We start from the raw sequence: 4713 nt of genomic DNA, 5'->3' as shown, positions 1-4713 counted from the left end.
CTGTTATCCCTGATTTTAAATGAATGATTTAGTTTCAGATATTATTCCTACATATAACGCAGAGCGATTTATCTAAGCGACCATTCAATCTGTATTGGATCAAACTCATCAGAATCTGGAAATTATTGTAGTTAACGATGGCTCTACAGATCAGACCTTGAAAGTAATTGAGGATATTCAAAACTCAAAAATCAGGGTCATCACGAAAGAAAATGCTGGAGCAAGCGCTGCTAAACAAACTGGGCTGGAAGCGGCAACTGGGGAATTTATCCAGTATTTAGATGCGGATGATCTCTTGAGCGAAGATAAAATTGCTAGTCAAGTTGAGATTTTAAAACAGCATCCAAAGGCAATCTCATTATGTTCAACAGTCCATTTCTTTGACCAAACAGATCATCAAAGCTATCCGGTGATGGAGGATTGGTACGCAAATGAACAAAATAGTTCGATTGATTTTCTAATTAAACTTTATGGAGGAGGCTATATCGGACCAATTTATGGCGGAATGATTCAACCTAATGCATTTTTAACGCCCATCGATATCATTAAAAAAGCTGGTCCATGGAATTACTCTATTTCTCCTTGTCCGGATGAAGATAGTGAATATTTTTGCAGGGTGATCTTGGCCTCAGATGAAGTGATATTTGCAAAAAAAGGAATCAATTACTATCGAAAATTCAGGCAACAAAATAGTCTAAGTGCGGTAAGAAGCTATATTGCCTGTAAAAACACGCTCCAATCTACCTTGCTCAAAACTGAATATCTGTTAGCCGCAACACCTAAACTTGAGGCAAAAATAGCCATGAGCAATCAGCTATGGGGCGATGCTTTTATCTTCTATCCAAAATATAAAGATTTATCAGCAATGGCTGCCCAAAAAGCTAAGGAGTTGTACCCTAAATTAAAGATTGAGCCTTTCAAAAGTCCTGTCAAAAAAGTGATAAGTCGGCTATTTGGATGGAAAACTGTGATGAAAGTTGATTATTTTAGATTTAAATAATGAGAAGATTAATTGAACGCTTTTTCATCAAAATATTGAAACTCCTAAAGGTAGACCTCTTGGCTCATGCTCATATTCAGTTGGGAGTTGGTCATAACACTTACTTTTCTGGAGAAGCATATATTGTCACTACAATTGTTCCCGACTTACTCCAAGATGAGCCCAAAGTAATTTTTGATGTGGGGGCAAACATCGGTGAATATGCTTCTTTCCTTCGGAAAAATTACAAGCAATCAACCATTCATTGCTTCGAGCCTATTGCTAAGACTTTTAAAACCTTGGAAGAACGCTCCAAAACGGATTATTTCATCTGTAATCATTTTGGTTTGAGCGATAAGGCGGAACGAGCGAACCTTTACATTGCCAGTAAAGATGATGATGCAAGCATGGCTACTGCCTATCCTGCTTCCATTAATGATATTTTCACTTTTGTAGGGAACACATCCGCAGGAACTGAATGCAATTTTGTTACCTTGGATGAGTATTGTGAAACCAATCACATTAACCAAATTGATTTCTTGAAAATTGATGTTGAAGGTCACGAATTAAGCGTACTAAAAGGGGCGAAAAAAATGCTCAACAAGCAGGCCATTTCAATTATCCAGTTTGAATTCAACGAATTTAACATCACCTCAAAAAGCTTCATGATTGATTTCTACAAAATTTTGCCGAATTATAAGCTCCATCGGATCATGCCCAACAATAGATTACTGCCAATGGGTGAGTATAATTCTAAACATGAAATTTTCAGGTATCAAAATATATTGGCTATAAAAAATAGCGAAATAAGCAAAGCTGCTGTCGATATATGATTTCACTTGTCATTTTTACTTGCGAAGGACGTGAGCATCTGTTAAGTCAAACCATCAACTCATTTCGCAAACATTTTAGCTATAACTGGACGAAGGTTATCCTTGCTATAGATGGACAAGTTAATCCTCAGCTGATCAACGAGATCAAACCTGACGTTATTCTTCAGCATCCTCAAAGAAGCGGATATGTAAATAGCATCTCTACTACGCTGAAAACAATCAATACCCCTTACTTTTTTTGGTTGGAGGATGATTGGACTTTTCATTCTTCGGTAGCCCTAGAAACGCTTGCCGAACAGCTTGAAAACCATCAAGATTGGGCAGAGATTGTGCTCAGCAAAACCGGACCATTAACCCAAGAGGAGAAGATTAATCCATTGATGGGGAATTTTTTTAATTCTATCTATGGGTTTTCCGCTAATCCATGCCTTTGTAATACTAAACAGTTGCAAGATGGATTTTTCGCATTGGAATTAGCGCCAAAGGGTGGACAATTAGGTCAGGATGGTTTTGAGAATTTCCTCACTAAAAAATTTTCCGATGAAAATATTAAAACTGTGGTTTTAGACCCAGTAGATCAATTCTCCATTTCACATGAAGGTTATCTGGAAACAACGCCAAGAAAATGGCACATGACCAACTCCTTAGAAGGAGCTAAGACGCAAGAACATTTGATGATTATTCCCGTTCCTCCTTTTTGGCGACGCGTGACCATGGTTTTTAAGTTGATAGGTACTTTCTTTAAACTATTCGTTGTTCAACTCTACAACAATAAGATTTACGAATTCTGCTTTAGAGTTGTAGCTTCAGCCCAATCAACACTCAAAAACAAAGATTGATGAAATCAGCTTCTGATAATCAACGCTATAACAATTTCTGTAGCATAGCAGCTACCGATGACACTGTGTTCAACACATTCAGGCAAAATGAAGTTTATCAGGAAATCCTGGAACATTTCTCTTATGAGGATGGTCTAACCTATCTCAATCAACTCAAAAAACATGCGCCATCATTATTAACGCAAATCAATGTATTCAAAACAAATGATGATTTTGGTGGCGCCGATATCCACCATTATGAAGAAATTGGGGATATTGCTCCTTCTACTCTGCATTACATCCGCCAGTTGGCTTATCTAGAAAGCAGCTTTGGAAACCTAGACGGTTTACATCTGGTAGAAATTGGCGGTGGATATGGTGGTTTGGCCAAATTGGTGATGGACGGTTTTAACATCTCTTCCTACACCATGTACGACCTGCCGGAAGTGAACTTACTCACCGCGAAATATCTTGGAAAGTTTGGAAATCAATATTTGGATAAAGTAATTTTTGGGAATTTGGATGAAGCGGAAAATCGAATCTATGATATCTGCCTGAGCAACTGCGCTTTTACGGAGTGTACACCATCCATTCAAGATCAGTACTTAGAAAAAGTAATTGGACATGCCAAGAGCGGTTTCATGATCTATAATTTCAGGATTGAATCTTATCATCCTGTTATCATTTTCAATAAAATGGAAGCCCTCGGTTTAAAGAAAATGGGTATACTTCCAATTGAAAATGCCAATGGGAATATTTTCATCCTGGCTTGGAATACGCGATTATCGCTGAATGCACTCCCTTATAAAAGAAGATTTATCCATAAACTTTCTCCAAAACTTTACCATTTCGGATTAAAAGTCTTTCAACGAATTAAAAATAGGTGATGCAAAGGCAAGTCATCACCTTAGCAACGGGGAAAAAATTATATGTCGACTTAGCTGTTCATTTAGCAAGGTCGTTTAAGAGATGGAATGATCCTGAATCGATTGCTTTCATCATTGTTACCGATCAGCCTGCATTTATTCCGGACGATATAAACGCTTGGGCAAAAACAATCATCATCGAAGAAGGGGCTTTCGGACTTGGTTTCTCCCCAAAACTTCATCTTGATCAAATTGCACCTGCCGGACAAACGCTTTTTATCGACAGCGATTGTTTGATTTTCGGAAACATTGAGCCCATTTTTGAGCAGTTTCTAGGAAAAACGGTCAGCGTACTTGGTGGATATATCAGCGATGGGGAATGGTTTGGAGATGTTAAATCGGTTCTTCAACAGTTCAATCTTGTTCWGATGTCCAAATTTAACGGCGGCATTTATTACCTAGAAAATAGCGCAACAGCAAAAGCCATTTATGAAACAGCAAGAGAGCTGGAAACGCGATACGATGAAATTGGCTTCAAAAGATTGAGAAACCGGCCAAATGATGAGGTGATCATGGCCTTGGCGATGGAGCTTCATCAAATGCAACCTTTATTCGACGATGGAACTGTAATGAGTGATCCGCAAGCTTGTCCCGGTGGCTATCAAATTGATGCGGTGAGTGGTGAAAGATGGTTGATCAATCCGCCAAAACCTCATCCCTTACATCAGGATTGGTATCCATTTGAAAAAGTTGAACCCCTCATTTTTCATTTCCTAGGCTACTACACCAAACATTACCCCTATCAAAGAGAGGTTTTCCGCTTAAAACATTTCTTAAACCAAAAGTTAAATTGGCTAACGGAATTACAAGCGAAATTTGGCATCGAATGGCCAGCAAGAATGAAGATTGCTGCGAAAAATACACTCCGCCCGATTTACAGAAAATTGTTTGGGATTAGAAAAATCGAGCAATCTGAACGTACAGTATAAATGGATATCAGCATCATCATTCCAACCTATAATCGTTTGTGGAGCTTACCTCAAGCCATAGCAAGTTGCAAAAATAATTCCTGTTCAACTGAAATCATTGTAATCGATGATGGCAGTACCGATGGCACTTGGGAATGGTTAGCGGCACAACCCGATATCAAAGCGATTAAACAAGAAAATTGGGGCAAATGCTGGGCAGTAAATCGATGTTTTGAATTGGCAAAAGGG

Annotated in this window: 6 protein-coding genes; all 6 read left to right on the top strand. The window is 38.5% G+C overall.

Annotated features, from left to right (window positions below; all coding sequences use genetic code 11):
- Positions 1–82 precede the first annotated feature (82 nt).
- Positions 83–1000, top strand: coding sequence for a glycosyltransferase family 2 protein (locus AC1DPQ_RS18205; protein WP_477610451.1), 918 nt, complete (start codon positions 83–85; stop codon positions 998–1000).
- Positions 1000–1812, top strand: a complete 813-nt coding sequence (locus tag AC1DPQ_RS18200) for an FkbM family methyltransferase (RefSeq protein WP_477582694.1) — start codon at positions 1000–1002, stop codon at positions 1810–1812. Before AC1DPQ_RS18205 ends, AC1DPQ_RS18200 begins: the two co-directional genes overlap by 1 nt.
- Positions 1809–2651: a glycosyltransferase gene (locus tag AC1DPQ_RS18195; RefSeq protein WP_477582696.1), complete on the top strand. Its 843-nt coding sequence runs from the start codon at positions 1809–1811 to the stop codon at positions 2649–2651. The genes AC1DPQ_RS18200 and AC1DPQ_RS18195 overlap by 4 nt, the downstream gene beginning before the upstream one ends.
- The gene (locus AC1DPQ_RS18190) at positions 2651–3517 is read left to right on the top strand and encodes a putative sugar O-methyltransferase (RefSeq protein WP_477582697.1); all 867 of its coding nucleotides are present in this window, start codon (positions 2651–2653) and stop codon (positions 3515–3517) included. The genes AC1DPQ_RS18195 and AC1DPQ_RS18190 overlap by 1 nt, the downstream gene beginning before the upstream one ends.
- Complete coding sequence (locus AC1DPQ_RS18185) at positions 3514–4485, top strand: hypothetical protein (RefSeq protein WP_477610450.1); 972 nt, start codon at positions 3514–3516, stop codon at positions 4483–4485. The genes AC1DPQ_RS18190 and AC1DPQ_RS18185 overlap by 4 nt, the downstream gene beginning before the upstream one ends.
- Positions 4486–4713 (top strand): glycosyltransferase family 2 protein (locus AC1DPQ_RS18180; protein ID WP_477610449.1); only part of this gene is annotated, 228 nt, incomplete at its 3' end.

The organism is Pedobacter sp. 01T416_2 (genome assembly GCF_056398925.1).
The sequence above is the reverse complement of the archived record's forward strand: the minus strand, read 5'-3'. Positions and strand labels throughout refer to the sequence as shown.